At 65.6% G+C, this 21,486-nt stretch carries 22 protein-coding genes and 1 other RNA gene; 16 read left to right on the top strand and 7 right to left on the bottom strand.

Annotated features, from left to right (window positions below):
* Positions 1 to 10 precede the first annotated feature (10 nt).
* A complete protein-coding gene (gene hisN / locus K3U96_RS18435) occupies positions 11 to 802 on the bottom strand; it encodes a histidinol-phosphatase (protein WP_220690671.1) in 792 nt (263 codons plus the stop codon).
* A 122-nt stretch (positions 803 to 924) separates the two neighbouring features.
* On the opposite strand from hisN, the gene K3U96_RS18430 reads away from it, so the two are divergent.
* Complete coding sequence (locus K3U96_RS18430) at positions 925 to 1,281, top strand: hypothetical protein (RefSeq protein WP_220693583.1); 357 nt, start codon at positions 925 to 927, stop codon at positions 1,279 to 1,281.
* A 7-nt stretch (positions 1,282 to 1,288) separates the two neighbouring features.
* Here the strand turns inward: K3U96_RS18430 and K3U96_RS18425 are convergent, their stop codons facing one another.
* Complete coding sequence (locus K3U96_RS18425) at positions 1,289 to 2,665, bottom strand: FAD-dependent oxidoreductase (protein ID WP_220690670.1); 1,377 nt, start codon at positions 2,663 to 2,665, stop codon at positions 1,289 to 1,291.
* Positions 2,666 to 2,816: 151 nt separating this feature from the next.
* On the opposite strand from K3U96_RS18425, the gene prfB reads away from it, so the two are divergent.
* The 10 genes from prfB to ssrA all read left to right on the top strand — a co-directional run bounded on the left by prfB (position 2,817) and on the right by ssrA (position 11,538).
* Positions 2,817 to 3,923 (top strand): peptide chain release factor 2, encoded by a 1,107-nt coding sequence (gene prfB / locus K3U96_RS18420; RefSeq protein ID WP_220690669.1) that lies wholly within the window; start codon positions 2,817 to 2,819, stop codon positions 3,921 to 3,923.
* The gene (locus K3U96_RS18415; RefSeq protein ID WP_069403542.1) at positions 3,913 to 4,863 is read left to right on the top strand and encodes a mechanosensitive ion channel family protein; all 951 of its coding nucleotides are present in this window, start codon (positions 3,913 to 3,915) and stop codon (positions 4,861 to 4,863) included. The genes prfB and K3U96_RS18415 overlap by 11 nt, the downstream gene beginning before the upstream one ends.
* Positions 4,856 to 5,302 carry an Rv3103c family proline-rich protein gene (locus K3U96_RS18410; protein ID WP_069403541.1) on the top strand — a complete coding sequence of 149 codons (447 nt, stop codon included), beginning with the start codon at positions 4,856 to 4,858 and terminating at the stop codon, positions 5,300 to 5,302. Before K3U96_RS18415 ends, K3U96_RS18410 begins: the two co-directional genes overlap by 8 nt.
* Positions 5,303 to 5,322: 20 nt before the next feature.
* Positions 5,323 to 6,012, top strand: a complete 690-nt coding sequence (gene ftsE / locus K3U96_RS18405) for a cell division ATP-binding protein FtsE (protein ID WP_220690668.1) — start codon at positions 5,323 to 5,325, stop codon at positions 6,010 to 6,012.
* Positions 6,012 to 6,908, top strand: coding sequence for a permease-like cell division protein FtsX (ftsX, locus tag K3U96_RS18400; protein WP_069403539.1), 897 nt, complete (start codon positions 6,012 to 6,014; stop codon positions 6,906 to 6,908). Before ftsE ends, ftsX begins: the two co-directional genes overlap by 1 nt.
* Position 6,909: 1 nt before the next feature.
* Positions 6,910 to 7,404, top strand: coding sequence for an SsrA-binding protein SmpB (gene smpB / locus K3U96_RS18395; RefSeq protein WP_220690667.1), 495 nt, complete (start codon positions 6,910 to 6,912; stop codon positions 7,402 to 7,404).
* Between the two features lie 42 nt (positions 7,405 to 7,446).
* Positions 7,447 to 8,877 carry an IS110 family RNA-guided transposase gene (locus tag K3U96_RS18390; RefSeq protein WP_220690666.1) on the top strand — a complete coding sequence of 477 codons (1,431 nt, stop codon included), beginning with the start codon at positions 7,447 to 7,449 and terminating at the stop codon, positions 8,875 to 8,877.
* Positions 8,878 to 9,291: 414 nt separating this feature from the next.
* Positions 9,292 to 10,086, top strand: a complete 795-nt coding sequence (locus K3U96_RS18385) for a thioesterase family protein (RefSeq protein WP_220693582.1) — start codon at positions 9,292 to 9,294, stop codon at positions 10,084 to 10,086.
* Between the two features lie 125 nt (positions 10,087 to 10,211).
* Positions 10,212 to 11,054 (top strand): maleylpyruvate isomerase family mycothiol-dependent enzyme, encoded by an 843-nt coding sequence (locus K3U96_RS18380; RefSeq protein ID WP_230982193.1) that lies wholly within the window; start codon positions 10,212 to 10,214, stop codon positions 11,052 to 11,054.
* Between the two features lie 116 nt (positions 11,055 to 11,170).
* Positions 11,171 to 11,538: a transfer-messenger RNA gene (gene ssrA, locus K3U96_RS18375) on the top strand.
* A 517-nt stretch (positions 11,539 to 12,055) separates the two neighbouring features.
* Here the strand turns inward: ssrA and K3U96_RS18370 are convergent.
* The gene (locus tag K3U96_RS18370) at positions 12,056 to 12,520 is read right to left on the bottom strand and encodes a hypothetical protein (protein WP_220690664.1); all 465 of its coding nucleotides are present in this window, start codon (positions 12,518 to 12,520) and stop codon (positions 12,056 to 12,058) included.
* Positions 12,521 to 12,646: 126 nt separating this feature from the next.
* Between K3U96_RS18370 and istA the strand changes: the two genes are divergently transcribed.
* The 3 genes from istA to K3U96_RS18355 all read left to right on the top strand — a co-directional run bounded on the left by istA (position 12,647) and on the right by K3U96_RS18355 (position 16,684).
* Complete coding sequence (gene istA, locus K3U96_RS18365) at positions 12,647 to 14,260, top strand: IS21 family transposase (protein WP_220690663.1); 1,614 nt, start codon at positions 12,647 to 12,649, stop codon at positions 14,258 to 14,260.
* Positions 14,260 to 15,063: an IS21-like element helper ATPase IstB gene (gene istB / locus K3U96_RS18360; RefSeq protein WP_220690662.1), complete on the top strand. Its 804-nt coding sequence runs from the start codon at positions 14,260 to 14,262 to the stop codon at positions 15,061 to 15,063. Before istA ends, istB begins: the two co-directional genes overlap by 1 nt.
* A gap of 847 nt (positions 15,064 to 15,910) precedes the next feature.
* Positions 15,911 to 16,684, top strand: a complete 774-nt coding sequence (locus K3U96_RS18355) for an SDR family NAD(P)-dependent oxidoreductase (protein WP_220690661.1) — start codon at positions 15,911 to 15,913, stop codon at positions 16,682 to 16,684.
* A 19-nt stretch (positions 16,685 to 16,703) separates the two neighbouring features.
* On the opposite strand, the gene K3U96_RS18350 is transcribed toward K3U96_RS18355, so the two are convergent.
* The 3 genes from K3U96_RS18350 to K3U96_RS26935 all read right to left on the bottom strand — a co-directional run bounded on the left by K3U96_RS18350 (position 16,704) and on the right by K3U96_RS26935 (position 18,915).
* Positions 16,704 to 17,501, bottom strand: coding sequence for a DUF1906 domain-containing protein (locus tag K3U96_RS18350; RefSeq protein ID WP_220690660.1), 798 nt, complete (start codon positions 17,499 to 17,501; stop codon positions 16,704 to 16,706).
* Between the two features lie 77 nt (positions 17,502 to 17,578).
* Complete coding sequence (locus tag K3U96_RS26940) at positions 17,579 to 18,388, bottom strand: cytochrome P450 (protein ID WP_230982191.1); 810 nt, start codon at positions 18,386 to 18,388, stop codon at positions 17,579 to 17,581.
* On the bottom strand, positions 18,385 to 18,915 hold the full coding sequence (locus K3U96_RS26935) for a cytochrome P450 family protein (protein WP_230982190.1): 531 nt from the start codon (positions 18,913 to 18,915) through the stop codon (positions 18,385 to 18,387). Before K3U96_RS26935 ends, K3U96_RS26940 begins: the two co-directional genes overlap by 4 nt.
* Before the next feature lie 159 nt (positions 18,916 to 19,074).
* Between K3U96_RS26935 and K3U96_RS18340 the strand changes: the two genes are divergently transcribed.
* Positions 19,075 to 20,532: a serine hydrolase domain-containing protein gene (locus K3U96_RS18340; protein ID WP_220690659.1), complete on the top strand. Its 1,458-nt coding sequence runs from the start codon at positions 19,075 to 19,077 to the stop codon at positions 20,530 to 20,532.
* 20 nt (positions 20,533 to 20,552) lie between these two features.
* Here the strand turns inward: K3U96_RS18340 and K3U96_RS18335 are convergent, their stop codons facing one another.
* The gene (locus tag K3U96_RS18335) at positions 20,553 to 20,729 is read right to left on the bottom strand and encodes a hypothetical protein (protein ID WP_220693710.1); all 177 of its coding nucleotides are present in this window, start codon (positions 20,727 to 20,729) and stop codon (positions 20,553 to 20,555) included.
* A 54-nt stretch (positions 20,730 to 20,783) separates the two neighbouring features.
* Here K3U96_RS18335 and K3U96_RS18330 point away from each other — a divergent pair, with 54 nt between their 5' ends.
* The gene (locus tag K3U96_RS18330; protein ID WP_069404884.1) at positions 20,784 to 21,482 is read left to right on the top strand and encodes an Ntn hydrolase family protein; all 699 of its coding nucleotides are present in this window, start codon (positions 20,784 to 20,786) and stop codon (positions 21,480 to 21,482) included.
* The last annotated feature ends 4 nt before the right edge of the window (positions 21,483 to 21,486 follow it).

The following is a 21,486-nucleotide window of genomic DNA, read 5'->3' as shown; positions in this document are numbered from 1 at the left end:
TGCGAAGCCCTCAGGAGGGCGGCGAAAGCCTGGCCAGCACCGCCTTCTGAAGCAACCCGTTGGTGGCCACCGCGCTGCCGCCGTGCGGTCCGGGCTGTCCGGCCAGGTTGGTGAACGTGCCGCCGGCTTCGCGGACCAGGATGTCGAGGGCGGCCAGATCCCACAGCGACACCTCGGGTTCGGCGGCGATGTCGACGGACCCTTCGGCCAGCAGACAGTAGGACAGGAAGTCGCCGTAGCCACGCACCCGCCACACCTCGTCGGTCAACCCGATGAAGTTCTCGCGCAACCCGAGCACCGCCCACCCCGACAGGCTGGAGAACGACAGGCTCGCCGATCCCAGGTTGTCGACCTTGGACACCGACAGCCGTCGCTCGGGCTGTGCGCCCGCCCGCGCGTAGGCACCGCGCCCGGCGGACGCCCACCAACGTCGCTGCAGCGCAGGCGCGCTCACCACCCCCAGCACCGGAATCCCGTCGTCCAGCAGCGCGAGCAGCGTCGCCCACACCGGCACTCCGCGCACGAAGTTCTTGGTGCCGTCGATGGGGTCGACGACCCACTGGCGCCCGGTGAACTCCGCGGTCCCGCCGAACTCTTCGCCGAGCACCGCATCGTCGGGTCGGTGTTCGCCCAGCCGGCGGCGAATCGTCGATTCGACATCGAGGTCGGCGTCGGTGGCGGGCGTGAGGTCCGGTTTGGTCTCGACGACCAGGTCGACCGCGCCGAAGCGCGCCGTCGTCAACGCGTCGGCCTCATCGGCCAACCGCAACGCCAGCGTCAGGTCGTCGGCCTCGGAGTTCATGCTTCGACTCCTCCTCGTTCCGGTCCCCGCCCGTTCCTCGTCCCCTGCCCTTCGGGCGTGGGCCCAGCGATCCTCACTCGTTGTCGTCTTCAGAAATCATGCTGTGGTCCTACCATGTCGGTGTGTGGGAATTCCTGGCGATGCTGCTCATCATCGGTGCGATCGTCGTCATCGCCGGGCCGATGATCATGCGTCGCCGCGGCGCCGGGACGGACTGGCCCGCGGGCACCCTGCTGGTGACCGGGGTCAGCCCGCGGCCCACCGACGTTTCCGGAGAGCAGTACGCGACGATCACCGGCGTCATCAACGGCCCCACCGTCAACGAGCACGTGGTGTATCAGCGGCTCGCGCTCGACGTCGACAACTGGCCGACGATGGGCGCCCTGTTTCCGGTGGTGTATTCGCCGAAGAACCCGGACAACTGGCGGTTCGCCCCGCAGGAGGGCCTCCCGGCGCAGGACCCGCCGCCGTACGCCTGAACCGACCTCAGCCGTGCCCGATGCGCAGCAGCTCGGCGACGCTGGTCAGCTTGACCCGCGGCCGGCCGTGGGGTTCACCCGCTGAGCGCTCGTGCTCGTCGATCAGCTTCCAGTGGTCGTCGGTGACCACCTTGGGCTGGCACTCCACCAGCCACCGCGCCAGCTGATCGGAGTGATCGGCGGCGCGTTCGGCCAACTCCGCCTCGCGCAGATCGGCGATCAGCGTGTCGACGGTCTCCTGTGAGTCGCTCTTGTTGGAGCCGATCACCCCGGTGGGGCCGCGTTTGATCCAGCCGACGACGTACTCGTTGCGGCTGCCGTCGATGCGCCCGGCGGTGTGCGGGATGGTGCCGCTGCGGTCGTCGAACGGCAGCCCCGGGGTGGGCACGCCGCGGTAGCCGACGGCGCGCACCACCAGCTGGGCCGGCAGCTCCTCGCGTTCCCCGGTGTCCTTGGCGACGACGCGGCCGTTGTCGGTGACCAGCTCGTTGCGCCCCAACACGATGGATTCGACCTTGCCGTCGCCCTTGATCTCGATCGGGGAGGTGCGGAACCGGAACACGATGCGCCGCTTGGCGCCGCGGGGTGGCCGCTCGGCGTAGCCGCGCAGCACCTTGATGTTGTTGCGCACGGTCTTGCCTGCCGCGCCGAGGTCCTCGTCGGTGATGTCGGCGAAGTCGGCGGGATCGAGGATGACGTCGACGTCGGCCAGGCCTTCGAGATCGCCGAGCTCGCGTAGCTCCAGCGTGGTGAACGGCGCCTGCAGCGGGCCGCGCCTGCCGATGATCAGGACCTCCTCCACCCCGCAGTCATGCAGCGCCTGCAACGCGTGGTCGGAGATGTCGGTGGTGGCCAGCGCATCGGGGTCGGTGACCAGGATGCGGGCCACGTCCAGCGCGACGTTGCCGTTGCCGACGACCACCGCGCGCCCGGTCGACAGGTCCGGTGCCATCTCCCCGAAGTGCGGGTGGGCGTTGTACCAGCCGACGAAGTCGACGGCGGCGACGCTGCCGGGCAGCTCTTCGCCGGGGATGCCCAGCGGCCGGTCGGACTGGGCGCCGACGGCGTAGATGACGGCGTCGTAGCGTTCGGCCAGGTCAGCGGCGTGCACGTGTTGGCCGACGGCGATGTTGCCGAAGAACCGGAACCGCGGATCGGCTGCGGTCTTGTCGAACTGGGCGCTGATCGACTTGATCTTCGGATGGTCCGGGGCCACGCCGGAGCGCACCAACCCCCACGGGGTGGGCAGCATCTCGAGCATGTCGACGCGCACGTCTGGTCGCTGCCCGGCGTCGTCCTGGGCGTCGGCGAACTTCAGCAGCGAGGCCGCGGCAAAATAACCCGAGGGGCCCGAGCCGACGATCGCCACATGATATGGACGCATACTCAACCTTCTGTAGGCCGTATCGCTGCCCTGGCGACGGGCAAGGGGCTGTCGCGTCGTCGCCGGGCCGGTTACCCACCCGATGCTAAACGTGGAGCAGGCCCGTTGCCGCCAGTGAGGCGGAACCGACACGCCGGTACGCTGATTTCCTGTGGATACCGACCGTCAAGCCGATATTGCAGCACTGGACTCCACCCTGACCACGGTGGAGCGGGTGCTCGACATCGAAGGGCTGCGCGGTCGCATCGAGAAGTTGGAGCACGAGGCCTCCGACCCCAACCTGTGGGACGACCAGGTTCGCGCGCAGAAGGTCACCAGCGAGCTCTCGCACACCCAGGGTGAGCTCCGCCGGGTCGAAGAGCTCCGCCAGCGCCTCGACGACCTGCCGGTGCTGTATGAACTGGCTGACGAAGAGGGCGGTGCCGACGAGCTGGCGGAGGCCGACGCCGAACTCACGAAGCTGCGCGACGACATCGAAGCGATGGAAGTGCGCACCCTGTTGTCCGGTGAGTACGACGAACGCGAGGCGGTTGTCACGATCCGGTCGGGCGCCGGCGGGGTGGACGCGGCGGACTGGGCCGAGATGTTGATGCGGATGTACATCCGCTGGGCCGAGAAGCACGGCTACCCCGTGGAGGTATTCGACACCTCCTACGCCGAAGAGGCGGGTATCAAGAGCGCGACGTTCGCGGTGCACGCCCCGTTCGCCTACGGCACCTTGTCGGTCGAGCAGGGCACCCATCGGCTGGTGCGGATCAGCCCCTTTGACAACCAGAGCCGCCGCCAGACGTCGTTCGCCGACGTCGAGGTGCTGCCCGTGGTGGACACCACCGACCACATCGACATTCCGGAAAGCGATGTGCGCGTTGACGTGTACCGGTCCAGCGGCCCGGGCGGTCAGTCGGTCAACACCACCGACTCCGCGGTTCGCCTCACCCACATCCCGACGGGTATCGTGGTGACTTGCCAGAACGAGAAGTCGCAACTGCAGAACAAGGTGTCTGCGATGCGCGTGCTTCAGGCGAAGTTGTTGGAGCGCAAGCGATTAGAGGAACGTGCTGAGCTCGATGCGCTGAAGGGCGACGGCGGCAGTTCGTGGGGCAACCAGATGCGCTCCTATGTGTTGCACCCCTATCAGATGGTGAAGGACCTGCGTACCGAGTACGAGGTCGGCAACCCGGCCGCCGTTCTGGACGGAGACATCGACGGGTTCCTGGAAGCAGGAATTCGGTGGCGTAACAGACGAGATGACGAATAGCAGCTATATAGCGTTCTCGCCGGCCCAGGGCTGGCATGACTTCTGGCACGGCAACATCGGCGAATGGATCCTCACCAAGGGGCTCCGAATCACCGTGTTGCTGATCGCCGCCGTGCTGATCGCGCGGTTCATCAACTGGACTGCGCACAAGGTCACCCGGCGACTCGAGGTGGGCTTCGAGAGCGGTGACGCGCTGGTGCGCTCGGAGGCGTCCAAGCACCGGCAGGCTGTCGCGTCGGTGATCTCCTGGGTCTCCATCGTGCTGCTCGGTGTGGTGGTCGCGGTGCAGATCACCAACATCGTCAACGTGCCGGTCGGCTCGCTGGTGGCGCCGGCCGCGGTGCTCGGTGCCGCGCTGGGCTTCGGCGCGCAGAAATTGGTCCAGGACCTGCTCAGCGGATTTTTCATCATCACCGAAAAGCAGTACGGCTTCGGTGATCTGGTGCAGCTGAGCATGGTCGGCGCCCCCGAGGACGCCCAGGGCACCGTGGAAGACGTCACGTTGCGGGTCACCAAGCTGCGCACCGCCGACGGCGAGGTGTTCACCATCCCCAACGGCAACATCGTCCGCTCGTTGAACCTGTCCAAGGACTGGGCGCGTGCCGTCGTCGACATCCCCGTGCCGGTCACCGCGGACCTCAACCGCGTCAACGACGTTCTGCACGACGTGTGCGAGGCGTCGATGGAAGACCGACTGCTCAAAGATCTGCTGCTCGATGCGCCGTCGCTGATGGGGGTGGAAAGCATCGGCCTGGACAACGTCAACGTCCGGATGGTGGCGCGCACGCTGCCCGGTAAGCAGTTCGAGGCCGGCAGGCGATTGCGCATGCTGGTGGTCCGGGCGTTGAGCCGTGCCGGTGTCGTCACCCATACCGAAGCGGCACCGGCGGTGGACGCCCTGCCCCGTTCGGCGGCCACGGCGGAACGATCCGATGGCTGAGCGCAGATTTACCATTCCGAGCCACCTGTTCGGTGGGCGGATCCGCACGTCGACGCTCGCGCTGATCGCCGCGTTCGTCGCGGTGCTGTGGCTGCAGCAGACCTACGAGCCGAAGCCGGAGCCACCGGTGCCGGCGACGCAGTTCGTGCCGCCGGGTTTTGTTCCCGACCCCAACTACACGTGGGTGCCGCGCACGAACGTGCGCCGGCCGGTCGAACCGTCGTACCCGACGACCACGACCACGACGACCCCGACGACCACCACCACCACGGCGCCGCCGACGTCGCCTACCGAAGTCACCCCGACCACGACGGTGGAGGATCCCGACGGTCCGGGTCCGCTGGCCCCGCAGACCGAGACCGTCGAGCCGCCGCCGGAAACCTCTGCGCCGTTCGCGCCCTTCGGGCCGCCGGTGACGACGACGGCTCCGCCCAGCTAGTCCCGCTACACTGGCCACCCGTGATCACCCTGGATCGAGTCTCCAAGCAGTACAAGTCGTCGGCGCGCCCTGCGCTCGACAACATCTCGGTCAAGATCGAGAAAGGCGAGTTCGTCTTTTTGATCGGACCGTCGGGATCGGGCAAGTCGACGTTCATGCGGCTGCTGCTGGGGGAGGAGACGCCGACCACCGGCGACATCCGCGTCTCGAAATTCCACGTCAACAAGCTTCCCGGCCGTCACATCCCCGGCCTGCGCCAGGTGATCGGCTGCGTTTTCCAGGACTTCCGGCTGCTGCAGCAGAAGACCGTGTTCGAGAATGTCGCGTTTGCGCTGGAGGTGATCGGTAAGCGCGCCGAGGTGATCAACCGGGTGGTGCCCGACGTGCTGGAGATGGTTGGACTGTCGGGCAAGGCCAACCGGCTGCCGGCCGAACTGTCCGGCGGCGAGCAGCAACGTGTGGCGATCGCCAGGGCGTTCGTCAACCGGCCGCTGGTCCTGCTGGCCGACGAGCCGACCGGCAACCTCGACCCCGAGACCAGTAAGGACATCATGGATCTGCTTGAGCGCATCAACCGCACGGGCACGACGGTGCTGATGGCTACCCACGATCATCACATCGTCGACTCGATGCGTCAGCGCGTCGTCGAACTCGAACTCGGCAGGCTGGTTCGTGACGAGCAGCGCGGCGTCTACGGAATGGACCGCTAGTGCGCTTCGGCTTCCTGATCAACGAGGTCCTCACCGGATTTCGTCGCAACGTCACCATGACGGTGGCGATGATCCTGACCACCGCCATCTCGATCGGCCTGTTCGGTGGCGGCCTGCTGGTGCTGCGGCTGGCCGACCAGTCGCGCGACATCTATCTCGACCGGGTGGAGAGCCAGGTCTTTTTGACCAACGACGTCTCGGCCAACGACCCGACCTGCGACGCCGACCCCTGCAAGGCGCTGCGCGAGCAGATCGAGAACAGGGACGACGTGCGCTCGGTGCGGTTTCTCAACCGTGACCAGGCCTACGACGACGCCATCAAGAAGTTCCCGCAGTACAAGGACGTCGCCGGCCGCGACGCGTTTCCGGCGTCGTTCATCGTCAAGCTGGAGGATCCCGAACAGCACACCGAATTCGACGAAGCGATGGTCGGCCAACCCGGCGTGCTCAACGTGCTTAACCAGAAGGACTTGATCGACCGGCTGTTCGCGGTGCTCGACGGCATCAGCAACGCCGCGTTCGCCATCGCGTTGGTGCAGGCGGTGGGCGCCGTGCTGCTGATCGCCAACATGGTCCAAGTCGCGGCGTACACCCGTCGCACCGAGATCGGCATCATGCGACTGGTCGGTGCGAGCCGCTGGTACACCCAGCTGCCGTTCCTGGTGGAGGCGATGCTGGCCGCGTTCATCGGCGTGGTCATCGCGATCGTCGGGCTGATACTGGTGCGGGCGTTGTTCCTGGAAAACGCACTCAACCAGTTCTATCAAGCCAACCTCATCGCGAAGGTCGACTACGCCGACGTGCTGTACTTCAGCGCGCCGTTCATGTTGTTCCTGGGGTTGGCGATGTCGGGTGTCACCGCCTACGTCACGCTGCGCCTCTACATCCGGCGCTGACATGGCCAAGAAAGCCGACCCGTCCAGGTCCAGCAACAACAAGGTTGTCGCGACGAACCGTAAAGCGCGCCACAACTATTCGATACTGGAAACCTTCGAGGCCGGGATCCAACTGGTCGGCACCGAGGTGAAGAGCCTGCGTGAGGGGCAGGCGTCGCTCGCCGACGCGTTCGCCACCGTCGACGACGGCGAGGTGTGGTTGCGCAACCTGCACATCCCCGAATATCACCACGGCAGCTGGACCAACCACACGCCGCGGCGCAACCGCAAACTGCTGATGCACCGCAGAGAGATCGACCGGCTGATCGGGCGGATCCGTGACGGCAACCTCACGTTGGTGCCGTTGTCGCTGTATTTCTCCGACGGCAAGGTGAAAGTGGAACTGGCGTTGGCGCGCGGCAAGGAGGCCCGCGACAAGCGCCAGGACTTGGCCCGTCGCGACGCGGACCGGGAGATCATCCGCGAACTGGGTCGCCGCGCCAAAGGCATGACCTAACTCTCTTTCGCTTCTGGCGCGAGCGTGCGTAGTAAGAGAGCTATGTCGCGTGTTGTTGGAGAATTTGAAGAAATTGAAGACGTCCTCCTGATGTCGTTGACGGGTTCTAGTCCCAAAGACACCAAGGAGGACGTCATGGCCAAGAGTAATCGTTTGTCGCGCGGTGACAAGCGTCGTAATACCAGGTTAGCTGCGTTGCGGCGACTGGTGCCGGCCGATCACGCGATCGTGGGCATTGACCTGGCTGATAAGAAGCAGGCAGTGGTGGTTTGTGATCATGATTCGCAGGTGCTGGCCCGCACGACAGTGCGGGTGCGGGCCTGGGATATGGGCCCGGTGCTGGACTGGGTGCACAGACAGGCCGCTAAGTATGGTTTTGCTGGTGTGACGGTGGGGTGTGAGCCGACCGGGCACCGGTGGATGGTACTTAATGAGCTTGCCGCCCAGCGGGATATGACGTTGATGTGTGTCAATCCGATGCTGGTGGGCAAGGCTCGGGAGGCCGAGGATTACACCCGCGATAAAAGCGATGACAAGGACGCGATGTTGATCGCGCGGCTGGTGGCCCAACTGCACTGCTATCGCCCTGAGCGTGCTGAGGAAACCTGGGCGCGGCTGCGCCAACTGGGAGCGCGCCGGGCGCGGCTGGTCACTGAGGCCGCCGCCTGTATCCAGCAGCTGCGCGATCTGCTGGAGTGCGCCTGGCCCGGCGTGCTGGAGGCGGCCGCTTCGCCGTTTGATTCCGCGAACTGGTGTGCGGCGCTGGCGGTGGTGCTGGATCGCTGTGATGGCCGCCCAGAACGGCTCAACAAAGGGGGGCTGGCGCGGTTTGAGGCCGCGGTCGGGCGTGAGCTGCCGCGCTGGGGTGGATCGCGGCGCCGACGCGCCATCATCGAGGCGGTATTTGTCGCGCTGGTCGACCCCACCGGGGTGATGGCCCAGCGCCGCGGGGCCCTGGAGCGCGCCCGCTGGGTATTGGGTGACTGGCGCTTGACGAGGGCCCGGCGGGTGCAGGTCGAAGAGCGCATGGTCGAGGTGCTCGACGAGCTGGAATTGACCCAGCTGCTCACCAGCATCGCTGGTCTGAGCGCGGTCGGGGCGGCGGCGATCTTGGCTGAAACCGGTGACCCCGCCCGTTTTGACAGTCCTCGCGCGCTGGTCAAACACGCCGGGCTGTGCCCACGCGACAACAACAGCGGCACGTTTCAGGGCCGGGCACGGATTTCGCGGCGGGGCCGGCCCGGGCTGCGGCTGGCCGCCTGGCGTGCGACCTGGGGGGCGTTGCACCATAACCCGGCGATGGCCGCGCGTTACCGGTATTTGACTGGGCGCCAACATAATCAGCTCACCGACGGGCAAGCTCGCGCCGCTATCGCCGCCGCGCTATTGCGCTGGATCCATGTCGTCGTCACCAAACAGGTGAGCTGGGATGCCGCTATCGCCGGCGCGGAGGTGGTGCCCACAGCCGCCTGAGCAAAGCCACTCGAATAAACACAGTTGGGCCAAGCTCCACGCGTGCCTGAGGCACCACGCACGGTGACCTCGCCAAACACCATGAGCAGGCCCCGCCCCGTCCTGACCAAACTCGGTTGCACGCAGTTGGGTACCAACCCGCTTGACGAACTACGTAGAGACCAGGACCCGGGGCAGGCCCCCAACCCCCTTGACAAAAACCACTTACGAAGGTGTCTGCGGGCAACATGCCGGGCAGCAGCGGCATTTTGCGCACGCTCACCGATGGTCAGCGCTGCCGCGTGTCTGAGGCCGACGGGGGCCAGGAGGGCAGCCCGCCGACCGCCGCAAGGGTTAGGTGATACTGATGACGATTAGTTAGCCGGTCGAATTGTAGGAGCGCCATCGTTGACAGAAGCGACGAGTTCGGCCGAGATGCTTACCCCCGCGTTTTTCGAACGTCGCGGTGAGAGCTTTCACCCGCGACCGATCGCCAGGGGCGGCTGGGGTCCGCTCATCAGCGGTCACGTGGTCGGCGGCCTGTTGGGGTGGGCCGTCGAACAGGTTGTCGACGACCCGGACTTTTTGCCCGCGCGGTTGACGGTCGACCTGCCCAGGCCGGCGGCCATCGCGCCCGTCGAGCTACAGACCCGCGAGATCCGTAGCGGAAAGCGTCTGCGTCTCGTCGAAGCGGTTCTTCGCCAAGACGAGAAGGTCGTTGCCCAGGCGAGTGGTCTGTTCCTGCGTCGCGGCGAGCAGCCGACCGGAAAGATCTGGTCGCCGCAAATCGAAATGCCGCCGATTCCAACGCAATCGGGACCGACTGACAACCCGCTGTTCCTTCGCACCTACGGCTGGGGGTTGTCGGTACAAAATCCCGACGAAACCTGGCCGGGGGAGGGCGGTCCGAAGTACACGTGGTTGAAAATGGTGAAACCGCTGTTCGACGACGAGCCGCTGACCCCCTTCACCCGTGTAGCGATGGCCGCGGATGTGACTGCGTCGCTCGTCAATTGGAGCTCGGAGGGTTTGAAGTTCATCAACGCCGACTACACCCTCACGCTGAGCCGCTTGCCGGCGGGGTCGGTGATCGGGTTGGCATCGCAGAGCCATTCGACCCAGGACGGTATCGCGACCGGTTCGGCGGTCATTTTCGACGAGAACGGCGAGATCGGCAGCAGCATCTCCGTGTCGGTGGCACAGTCCGGATTCGCTCCGCCGTCTCGCTGACCAGCACCTCCTTGGCGCGCGAAGTGCGCGGTCCCCTCGCTTCGCGGTGGGCCCAGAGGGCGACACGCCGGGCAGCAGCGGCATTTTGCGCACGCTCACCGATGGACAGCGCTACGTTTTGCCCCGTGAACACCTCGCGTCCCGTGACCATCCTCGACAAATCCACCGTACTAGCCGGGCTGTTCGCGGTGTGGGACGACATCGCCGCGCTCGCCGCGGGTCTGGACGACCCGCAGTGGCAGGCGCCGACAGCGCTGCCCGGGTGGACCGTGCATGACGTCACCGCGCACATGGTCGGCACCGAGTCGATGTTGCGCGGACTGCCCACACCGGAGACCGATGTCGACGTCTCGACGCTGACCCATGTGCGCAACGACATCGGGGCGATGAACGAACGCTGGGTGCGCGACATGCGCCGGATCAGCCCCGGGCAGCTGCTCGAGGAGTTCCGCGCGGTCACGGCCGACCGACGCGAGGCGCTGACGGCGCTCTCCGACGACGACTGGAACGCCGCCACCATGACACCGGCCGGCCCGGACAGCTACGGGCGTTTCATGCGGGTGCGGGTGTTCGACTGCTGGATGCACGAACACGACATCCGCGACGCGGTCGGACAACCCGCGAGCAACGAGGAGCTGACCGGACCCGCGGCCGACCTGGCGCTGGATGAGATGTCGGCCAGCATGGGCTTCGTTGTCGGCAAACTGGGCGGCGCGCCCGACGGGTCGTGGGTGTCGATCGAGCTGACCGGGCCGCTGGCCCGCACGATCAACGTGGCGGTCACGGGCCGGGCACAGGTGGTCGACGACTTCGGCGACGAGCAGCCCACCTCGACGATCCGGCTCGACGGGCTGCTGTTCACCCGGCTGGCGGGCGGGCGCACCCCGTTGGACCACGACGCCGTCACCTACGGCGGAGACGTGGCCGTCGGCCGGCGGATCGTCGAGCACCTCAACTACGTGATCTGACGCCTCTGGTGCGGTAACCAGCCAGCCGGGAAGATATCGGTGGAGTGCGTCGTTGATCAGGGCGTATCATGAACAGTCCTGCCGAGATGGCGGGGTGATGTTTCGACAACTACACAGGGGCTGAACGGTTTCGACTTCGAGTGTCGAATCAAGGGAAGCGTGCCGGTGCAGGCAAGAGACCACCGTAAGCGTCGTTGCAACCAATTAAGCGCCGATTCCAATCAGCGCGACTACGCTCTCGCTGCCTAAGCGACAGCTAGTCTGTCAGCCCGGGAGAGCCCTCGACCCGGTGTCTGGCATCAGCTAGAGGGATCCACCGGTGAGTCCGGTCGCGGGACTCATCGGGACACCAACAGCGACTGGGATCGTCATCTCGGCTTGTTCGCGTGACCGAGAGATCCAAGTAGAGACATAGCGAACTGCGCACGGAGAAGCCTTGAGGGAACACCGTAGGACCCGGGTTCGATTCCCGGCAGCTCCACAACAGAACAGCAGGTCAGGCCCCGAAGGCGGGGCCTTTCTTGTGTCACCACTCCGTCGACCGGCTGAGTCACAGCTGAACACGGGCATAATCCCCGGCGCCGACGACGACGTGCGGGCCGCCTGGCGACGTTCAAGAACACCAGCACGCAAACCGCGACCGACACCGCGCCCGCACCTGCCCCAGGCGCGAGTTGTCCACAACGGATGGAGGAGTCGGATGATCGGCATTCGACTGCCTGCCGCTGACCGGGCCTGATGGCCGGATGAAGCCCGACAACATCGACAAGGCGCTGACGATGAATCCGAAACTGGCGGACCGTGGTCCGACGACTGCGGCGAGCTGACCGAGGACACGCTATACCGCGCATCGGGCCTATCCCGAGGTCGGTGCGGGGTGCGCTTGCGTGGCGCATGGGTGCGGCGACCCCTAGCCAACGTCACCCGTGCTTTGTGCACCTGCAATTGCATGCTGGGAGACAACCAAGGCGCGGCGTCGGAGGGAATGAAACGCCGAGCCCCTAGCACTCAGGGTCGGTCGAGTCGTTTCCGAACTTTACGTAAGTGTATTGGTACGACTGCAACATCTGGATGTAGGTCACACTGCCGTCTTGCGGGATCTGCCATCTGAATTCAGACTCAGTCGAACTGGGACACCATCTCCAGTCTCGGCGAGGCTGTCCCGGCTTAAACAAATGCGCCATATCGCTTTTCAGCTGCGCCCAGTGTGCCGAGGCGTCGGAAATGTCGACTGTGGCACCCCACACTTCGACGTCGTCCTCCCAACCCTTCTTAGTCAGGTAGGACGGCAGGGAGACGGTCGAGAAGTAGGACGAGGAATTCGGCGCTGCGGTGGTCGTCGGCGCGGCGGACGACTGCGAGCCCTTGGCATCGTCGATGGCTTGATCTACGCCGCTCTCGATAGCGTCCTGAGCGTTGAAGCAACCTGTCACAGTAAGGGCTATGGCGACGGCATACGCCTTCAAGTGAAAGCGCCACGGTCATGGGACCACCTGATTGCCAGTTATGGGACCACCGGCGTGTCGCGTCGGGGGCCGCTCGATAGCTGGATCGGATCGCTTCACATCGAAGTCATGTGAAGGGGTCCGCGGATGTTTCGGGAGGTTTCTGTGGTCGAGATTCGTGAAGTGCTTCGGACGTGGCTGGCTGGCCACGGACTGCGGGTGGTGGCCAGCCAGGCTGGGGTGGATCGCAAAACTGCGCGGCGCTATGTCGAGGCCGCGGTGGCTGCTGGCTTGGACCGGGCCGGTGGGGTCGATCAGCTCGATGACGCGTTGATCGGCGCGGTGGTCACCGTGGTGCGCCCGGACCGGCCGCAAGGGCACGGATCGGTGTGGGAAGTGCTGTGCGCCAACCATAGTCAGATCAACCAGTGGGTTGACAAGGGCCTGACGGTGGTCAAGATCGGTGACCTGCTGGCCCGCCAGGGCGTGATCGTTCCGCAGCGCACGTTGCACCGCTACTGCCAGGAACACACCAAGTATCAGGGTCGGCGCCGCGGTGGGACGGTGCCGGTCGTCGACGGCGAACCCGGGATGGAATGCCAGATCGACTTCGCCCGGATGGGCATGCTGTTTGACACTGCGACGGGCAGGCGTCGGGTGGTGCATGCGCTGATCTTCACCGCGGTGTATTCGCGGCACATGTTCGTATGGCTGACGTTTTCCCAAACCCTGACCGCGGTCATCGACGGCTGCGAAGCAGCCTGGGATTTCTTCGGCGGTGTCTTCAAAGTCCTCATTCCCGACAACATGGGAACGGTTGTTGCCCATGCAGATTCAGTGAACCCCAGGTTCACCGTGGGGTGGCTGGAATACTCCCAGGCCCGCGGCTTCGCCACCGACCCGGCTCGGGTGGCCCACCCGCAAGACAAACCGCGTGTGGAGCGGATGGTGCAGTACGTGCGCAACAACTTCTTCGCCGGCGAAGAGTTCAGCGACCTCGCTGACGCCCAACACCGAGCCCACGTGTGGTGCGCTCAGAAGGCGGGTCTGCGTATCCATGGCACCACCTGCGCCCAGCCGGCGGTGGTGTTCGCCGACCGGGAGGCGCCGGCACTGTTGGCTGCTCCGACGCTGCGGTATGTGGTGCCGGTATATGCCGAGGTCAAAGTGGCCCGCGACTATCACGTGCAGCTGGCCAAGGCGTTGTATTCGATCCCGCACCACCTGCGCGGCCAGACGCTATCGGCGCGGGCCGATGGCGAGTTGGCCAAGTTCTACCATCGCGGACAGCTGGTGAAGACTCACCCACGTCAACCCGCCGGGACCCGCTCTACTGACCCCGCTGATCTGCCCGCAGACAAGACCGGCTACGCGATGCGCGATCTGCACCGGCTCATCGCCACCGCGGCCGGTCACGGCCCGAATATCGGCATCTACGCCGAACGCCTGCTCGATCACGACCTGCCCTGGACCAGGATGCGTCAGGTGTATCGGCTGCTCGGGCTGGTCAAACGCTACGGCCCCGCCCCGGTGGACACCGCCTGCGCGCGCGCCCTGGATCTCGATGTCGTCTCGATGACCAAGATCGCCGCCATGCTGGAGCAGGCCATCGAGAACAGCCCCGTCCCGCCGCCGCGGGCTGCCTCCGGGTTGGCTGCAGCCCGGTTCGCCCGCGATCCCCGCGACTACCGCCCCACACCGCGGCCGGAATGGTTGCAGGTCATCGACGGCGGCACCACCGACGATCAGAAGGGGCTGTGATGACCAAGCCTGCCAAAGAGGTTGTCACTGACCCGATCTCACCCGATTTGAAGAAGGCGATGCGCCAACTCAAACTCTCACCGATACTCGACACCCTGCCCGACCGACTCGCCCTGGCCCGCCAACAGCACCTCTCCCACGCCGCGTTCCTCGAACTGGTCCTCGCCGACGAAGCCACCCGCCGCGACACCAGCTCCGCCGCGCGGCGAGCACGCGTCGCCGGCCTCGATCCCAGCATGCGTCTAGACACCTGGGACGAAGATGCTTCGGTGCGCTACGACCGGACCCTGTGGACCGACCTGACCAGTCTGCGGTTCCTCGACGCCGCCCACGGTGCAGTGGTCCTCGGGGCGGTCGGCGTCGGCAAAACTCACCTCGCGACCGCGCTGGGCCACATTGCGGTGCGTCGACGAGTCCCGACCCTGATGCTGCGTGCTGATGCAATGTTCAAGCGGCTCAGAGCTTCTCGACTCGACAACAGCACCGAAGCCGAGATACGGCGACTCGCGCAAGTGCGCCTGCTGATTATCGATGACTTCGCACTGCAACCGCTCGACGCTACAGCCACCGCCGACTTCTACGAACTGGTTGTCGCCAGACATCAACGCAGCGCGACCATTGTGACCTCAAATCGTGGACCCGATGAATGGTTGTCGGTCATGACCGACGCGATGCTCGCCGAATCCGCCGTCGACCGACTTACCTCCACCGCGCACGAACTCATCATCGAGGGGCCGTCCTACCGGCAACGCCAGAAGCCCTCAGTTGACAGCTCGCCGTCAACCACAGATCATCGCCGTTGAGCCAAACAGGTGGTCCCTACCTCGTGGCTAAACGGTGGTCCCATCACCCTGGCGAATGACATTTTAGCCACGTACTTGATGGATCTCCGCCTGATTTGCTTCGCAAAGGTTCAAGAAAACAAAGCACCTGATGATCCTCTCAGCGGGTATCCGGCAAGCCGTCTTGCGGCGCCACGCGGACAGGGCAAGTCCACGCTTCGAGCAGCGTTGGTCGTCTGGAGAACTTTCGACCGCTAGGGGAACGGCGCCCAACAGGTGCGGGTGATGGCCACAACCGTGGGACGGGCGAAGAGGTTGGTTTACGACGTCGTCGTGGCAATGATCAACGCCGAGCTCGGCCTGCAGGGGGTTGGACGGCGAGCCTCAGATCCTCGCACGGGTCCGGCAGCCCGCCAACGACGAGAGCATTGACATCAGTGAGCGATTCAGTTCCCGCGAGTTGGATCGCATTTACCGCCCCGTTTGAGGTGGTCGCTACCATCCTCAGCTGTTTGAGTTGTCCGGTGTGATGCTCACTGACGAGGATCTGGTCCGAGTCCGCGCAAGTAAACTTGAGTATGTACTGGCCAGGATGACAAGCCCTGGCCTGTTTCGTTTCGCCGGTGCCGACGATCTGTAACTGGCCACGCGACGCTGTCAATTTTGGCCGTTTCGCTGGGAGCCTCGTGTGCGTGGACATAAGCTTTGCGCGTCCTGCGGAGGCAACTGCCCCTGATCACCCTGCCGCCCGAGGATTTCCCATTTCCGGATCGCGCGACCGCGAGGTCGTGCCTGGCATCGAGCGCGTCGGCAAGATCGGCGAACCAAGGAGGCTGAGGACGTTGGTGACCAAGGTGATGAGCAAGCCATGACCCATGAACCAGGGCGTCTTTACGGAAAGTCGGCTGTGATCACCGGGGCGGCGTTCGGCATCGGCCGGGCGACGGCCGTGCTCTTCGCGCGTGAAGGCGCACGGCTGGTCGTGACCGACATTCAAAGCGAACCGCTGCTTGCGCTGGCCGATGAACTGAGCGATGCCGGGGCGCAGGTCGAGACGGTCATCGGTGACGTCTCGGTGGAGGACGACGCGCGACGGATGATCACGGCGGCAGCCGATCGCTACGGACGGCTCGACGTGCTGGTCGCCAACGCCGGGATCATCCCGCTCGGCGACGCGCTGGAGGTCTCCGCCGCCGACTGGGACGAGGTAATGGCCATCGACGGGCGTGGCATGTTCCTGACGTGCAAGTTCGCGATCGAGGCGATGGTGGCGACCGGGGGTGGCGCCATCGTCTGCCTCTCCTCGATCTCCGGGCTGGCGGGCCAGAAGCGCCAGGCGGCGTACGGGCCCGCCAAGTTCATCGCTACCGGCATGACCAAGCACTTGGCGGTCGAGTGGGCCGACCAGGGCATCAGGGTCAATGCCGTGGCGCCCGGGACGATTCGAACCGAGAGAGTCAAGCGGCTTCCTGAGGAGCCGGGCGGCTCGGAGTATCTGGCGGCAATCGAGAGCATGCACCCGATGGGCCGTCTCGGCGAACCGGCCGAAGTCGCCAGCGCCATCGTCTTCCTCGCGTCCGACGACGCCTCCTTCATCACCGGTGCCGTGCTGCCCGTCGATGGGGGATACCTAGCGCAATAGCGACGAGTCCCGGCGACATTCAGCTTCGGTCGAGATCCCACTGCCCGAAGTCAGGCGCGAGCACCTCGTCCTCATCGACATGGGTACCGCCCATGGCGATCCCGGTATCCGGTCCGCTGACCACCACGGCTTGATACAGCACCGCCCGTGGCTCGCGCTTACCACCCGACCACGCCTTCGTCTGCCATGCCCACCAGTGCCCGGGCGATGTCGACCGCCCGATCACCGCATCGTCAATCGCCCATGCGCACACCCGGGCGTGCCCGTAGACACCGGTGCGCTGTACCCCCAGCACGGAGTTGATCCCACGGAGCCACTGCGCGGCAACGCTTTTCCAGGTTTCGAGGTCGACGTCTTCGTCGATGCTGAAAAAGATCGGTGCGGACTCCGCTCCGCCGGCCGCGGCGTGCAACCGAAGCGCGGTCTGTGCGTCGGCCACCCCGCCGTCATATCCGCGGGTGTAATCCGACGGCGTCGGCCAACCCGGCTTGCCGTACTGATAGCAGCTGACGACATGCAGACCGGCGGTACGCAGCGAATCCGCGTACGCGCGGGTGACCGGCTTGAAGTCGAAGTCGGCGCCCGGGCGCAACTCGGACACGTACACCAGTGCCCCGTCATAGCCCGCCGCCTTGATCTGGTCGGCGGGTACCAACCGGTGCGTGAAGTCGACCAGCCGCAAGGGACGCGCCGACGCTATCGGCCTACCAGCCGACGCCCCCGCCACACCGAGTAACAGCAGCACCGGTGTCGACACGCCGTATCTGAGGACGTCGCGCCGCGACCACGATCGCGGTCCGTCACCGGGGCCCTGCACGGCGCGATGGTAACAACGGTTCTCGCGCCCGACTTCGGTACTCGGCCTGCCCGCTCAGTGCAGATGCACCACGTCGTTCAGTGGACGTCCGCCAGGGCAGCATCCGGGGCACCGTTGCGGCGCGTCGCCCGCACGTCGAGTTTGGTCAGTCCCCGCAGCGTGGGATTGGCCCGCCAGCTCGGGTCACCCACGATCTCGATGCGGTCCACGTGAGCGACGATCTCGCGCAATACCGACTGACCTTCCAACCCGGCGAGCTGCGCGCCCAGGCACAGATGGACTCCTGAACCAAACGAGACGTGCCCTGTGGGATTGCGCTCAACCCGAAACGCGTCCGGATCCTCAAACTGACGTGGATCTCGGTTGGCTGCGCCCCAGAGCAGCAGTACCCGTGCGCCCGCGGGAATGGTCGCTGATCCCACGACATAGTCAGAGCGCGCTGTGCGGTACAAGCCCTGGATCGGCGCGTAGTAGCGCAGCTGCTCCTCGATGGCACTGGGAATCAGGTCGGGGCGCTTCTGCAGGAGCCGGAGCTGGTCAGGGTTGTCCGACAGCGTCAAGAACAGGGTGCCGAGCATGTTCGTGGTGGTCTCGTTGCCGGCAAGCAACAGCAGAAAGGCAAAGAAGAACAGCTCGTCGTCGCTGAGTTTGCCGTCGTGGGCATTGGCTACCAGTCGGCCTAATACGGTGTCCGCCTCGAGGAACCGACCCCGGCGCAACTTGTCGGTGAAGTAATGATGGAAATGGCCGATCGCCCGCATTCCCGCGAACCCCTGCTTCATCCCCGAGGGCGACATGTTCGCGTTGGCCAGTCGAACCGTTTCGTTCGACCATTCCTTGAAGGCCACCAGGTCGTCGTCGGCGATGCCGAGGATGTGGGCGATCACGGCGGTCGGAAGGGGCTCGGCAAGCGCAACTGGACGATGTCGACGGGCGGGTTGTCGAACAACCGGGCGGTATGGTCGCGAGCCAGTTGCACCACCGTCGACTGCCACGACTCCAGCGCCCCGCGGGTGAACGCCGGTTGAGCTTGCTTGCGCATCTGGGTGTGTCTGGGCGGGTCTACCGTCAGCAGGGAGGGCGCACGCATGCGGTTGTAGGAGATGCCGTCGGCGCTTGAGAACACTTCATGGGTGCGGGCACCGGCCCGCACGTCTTCATATCTGCTCAGGATGAAGATGTCCCGCTTGGGGTTGTAGTGGACGGGACCGCTCTGCAAGAGCTGACGGTAGTGAGGATATGGGTCTGCCGCCGTCTGTGGATCCAGCGGATCGAAGTCGGTGACCTCGACACCGGGCGGGACCGGAGCCCTGCGAACCTTGCGCATGACGAGGTGGGACACGTCGTGAGCGAATCCGACGGCAAGGCTCGGGCCGTACATCTTGAGGAATCGCATCTGCGACCGGATCGGCATGGCGCCGAGCCTAAACCGCTGCGATGGCCTGCGAGGTAATACGCGTCGTCGAGGTCGCCCTATGAGTCACGTCGGCGGACCTTGACGGGACCTATTCTGATTTCTGGTACGTGGCCACGGACGGCGCGTCGCAGGCACCCTCAATGGATTGAGGTGGCAATGGTCAGGTTCGTTGCATTGGCCGTACTTATCCTCGTCGCGGTCACGTCGTGTAACCGTGCGTATCCAACTGATGTGCACGACGGCCCACGCACCACCCAGGCGCCGGCAGCGGCGAACGCGCCTACGCAGACACCGATCAACCCGTCCACGCCCGACATTCCCGCAGTCTCCACGTTGATCAACGATGCGATCGCCGCACGACGGCTGCCCGGCGCCGTGGTCGCGGTCGGACACGGCGGCAAGATCGTCTTCGAGCGGGCCTACGGTGTGCGCAAGCTCGACGGTGAACAAGGGCTCGACGGCGCGCCCGCGCCCGCCGAACCGATGACCATGGACACGATCTTCGATATCGCGTCGCTGACGAAGCCCATCGGCACGGCAACCGCCGTTCTGCAGCTCTACGAACAGGGCAAGGTCTTCTTCGACAAGCCCGTCCAGGCGTACCTGCCCGAATTCAACCCGGCCAACGACCCGCAGCGCGCGAAGGTGACCGTGCGCATGTTGCTCACCCACACATCAGGCGAACCCGGCGACCTCGACCTACGAGAGCCCTGGGGGCTTGACCGCGCCGACAAAACCGGAGGCGTCCATCGCGCTCTCAACGCCCCGTTGCTTTCGGAGCCCGGTGAGGTGTTCCGTTACTCCGACATCGGATTCATCCTGCTTGGCGCGTTGGTCGAAAAGGTCACGGGCCAGACGTTAGACGTATACGTCCAGCGAAATGTCTTCGCGCCGCTCAGCATGCACGACACCCGCTACCTGCCACCGGCGAAAGCTTGTGGGCCGCACAAGATCAGGGGAGTGGCGCTGGCGTGGACGCAGGGTCAAGGCCCGGACAGGTGCGCGGAGGGCACCTGGAACACGGACCTGTTGCCGCGGATCGCCCCGACGGCACTCGACGAGGAGAACAGGGCCGACCCGCACAGGAATCCCGACTTCGGGCGCCTACTTCGCGGCACCGTGCACGACCCGACAGCGCGTCGCATGGGTGGGGTGGCCGGATCCGCCGGCGTGTTCTCGACCGTGCTCGACGTCAGCCGCTATGCACAGGCACTGCTTGATCGGCTGGCGGGCCGTCCGAGCCCATTTCCTTTGCAGCAGGCGACCTTGCAGCTGATGACGACCCCTCAACAGCCCGGCCATTCGACCGACCAGCTACAAGCGGCCAACGCCGCCGCCCGCGATGTCGCTCCGAGATATCCAGCGATCCGGGGCCAAAACCTGCGCGGCCTCGGTTGGGACATCGACACCGGACACTCCCGGCCGAGAGGAACGATCTTCCCGATCGGCAGCTTCGGCCACACCGGCTTCACCGGAACCTCGCTCTGGCTCGACCCAGGGTCAAATACCTACGTGGTGCTGTTCACCAACGCAATCCACCTGCGCGGCAGCCGACCCGTGTCGGATCTACAGGGTGCGGTGGCGACGGCCGCCGCCCGGGCTCTGGGTATCTAAGGGCTCGGCCGGTCGCGGTGTCATGGCCCAGGCCGCCGAACCGACTGCGACAGCGGAAAGCACGTGCCAGGCGCCGCTATCCCGACAACGACGTAGGCCAGGCTGGTGACCGCCAGCACCGGCTGCGCCAGCGCGACCCCGGCGATGCGCTCGCAGTCGGTGTGCCCCAGACGCGTCGGAACGGCGGAGACCATCATTGGCGGCCACCGTAACCCGCCCGCAACCGACGCGTGCCGTGAGAACATCGCATGGTGACGGTGGTGCTGGCGCTGCGCTGCGCCGACGGGTTGGTGATGGGGTCGGATTCCCAGATCACCGATCCGGGTCGCGGGTTGAGCTATCCGGCGCAGAAGCTGCACATGATGGGCAAGCACGCGGCGTGGGGCGGCAGCGGATCGCGGGCGGTGCTCTACGACCTGGAAGAGATCTTCCGTGCCGAGCCCGAGGCGATCTTGGAGGCCGACGACATCGGCCGCGCGCTGCAGCGACGTACGGTGCCGGTGCTCAAACATCACTACGACAACTTCATCGAAGACGTGCCCGCCGCGAAGGCCAGCGGCGCGACGCCGGCTACCTACGTCTTAGCGGCGGGATTCGCGGGGGACCGGCCGTTCATCGTCGACATCGACCCGCACGGGCTGATCGGCCATTACGAGGAGACCGGATTTCAGGCGGTGGGCAGCGGCGCGCCGATGGCGCAGCAGGCATACGCCCTGCTGTCGAACTTTCGGATGACCGAACGCAGCGTCGACTACGGTCTGGTCGCCGCTCTTCGAGTGCTCGACGCGCTGGACGTGTCGTCGCCCAGCGTCGGAGGTCCGATGGACCTGTGCCGCATCACCCCGGATGGGGCCCATCACCTTGACCCAGACGAAGTCGACGCCATCCGCGAGCAAGTCGGTCGGTGGCTCGGTATCGAGGAAACCGCGCTCGACGGATTGTTCGACTGAGTAC

Origin of the sequence: Mycolicibacterium holsaticum DSM 44478 = JCM 12374 (assembly GCF_019645835.1) — a bacterium.
Classification (GTDB): Bacteria; Actinomycetota; Actinomycetes; order Mycobacteriales; family Mycobacteriaceae; genus Mycobacterium; species Mycobacterium holsaticum.
Note: the sequence above shows the minus strand (reverse complement) of the source record. Positions and strands in the feature narration are given on the sequence as shown.